The sequence below is a fragment of the Salipiger sp. HF18 genome, from assembly GCF_011806505.1.
In the GTDB taxonomy this organism is placed as follows: domain Bacteria; phylum Pseudomonadota; class Alphaproteobacteria; order Rhodobacterales; family Rhodobacteraceae; genus Salipiger; species Salipiger thiooxidans.
This window is the reverse complement of the sequence record NZ_JAATOS010000890.1, coordinates 1-859: the sequence shown is the minus strand read 5'-3', so window position 1 is coordinate 859 and position 859 is coordinate 1. Positions and strand designations below refer to the sequence as shown.

1 protein-coding gene is annotated in these 859 nt (G+C 70.4%); it reads left to right on the top strand.

Features of this window, described 5'->3' with window-relative positions:
* Positions 1–807, top strand: an 807-nt coding sequence (locus tag HC022_RS27780) for an imelysin family protein (RefSeq protein ID WP_167454518.1), incomplete at its 5' end; no start/stop codon positions are given.
* Between the last annotated feature and the right edge of the window lie 52 nt (positions 808–859).

The following is an 859-nucleotide window of genomic DNA, read 5'->3' as shown; positions in this document are numbered from 1 at the left end:
AACGCTGCCTTCGACGCCTGGACCGAGATCGGCGACGTCCGCATGGGCCCGTCCGAGACCGGCGCGCTCTCGGTGTCGTTCTGGCCCGACGCGCGGGGCTTCACGCCCAAGACGCTGCGCCGCCTGATCTCGTCCGAGGAAGAGGTCGGCACCGATCCCACAGCCTTTGCCGATGTCTCGATTGCCGCACGCGGGCTCTTCGCGCTCGAGCAGATGCTCTACGACGCGGATTTCGACGACTATGCCCCCGGCAGCTATGCCTGCACGCTGGTGCAGACCGCGACCGCCGATCTCGCCTCGCAGGCGCAGGCACTCGAGGCGGGCTGGCGCGACGGCTACGCGGCGGTGCTGCGCTCGGCGGGCGCCGAGGGCAACTCGGCCTTCCTCTCCGAGCAGGAGGCGATGACTGCGCTTTACACGCAGGTGCTCTCGAGCCTCGAGTTCACCGCCGACAGCCGTCTCGGCCGCCCGCTTGGCACCTTCGAACGGCCGCGCCCGACCCGGGCCGAGGCATGGCGGTCCGGGCGGTCGCTGCGCAACGTGGTGCTCTACGCCGAGGCCGCCGAGAAAATGGCGATGGCGCTCTCGGACGGAGAGATGCCACAGACCGAGGCCGCGATGCAGCGCCTCAGGGACGCGGCCGACAAGGTTTCGGACCCGTCGCTGCAGGACATCGAGGACCCGTCGGCGCGGCTGCGCGTCGAGATCGTGCAGCAGAATGTGCGCGCCCTGAGCGGCTACATCGAGCAGGAGCTCGGCGTGCCGCTGGGCCTGACCGCGGGCTTCAACTCGCAGGACGGAGACTGATCCCATGACCACCCGCCGCGCCTTCCTGGCAAGCCTCCTCGCCGCCTCCGCG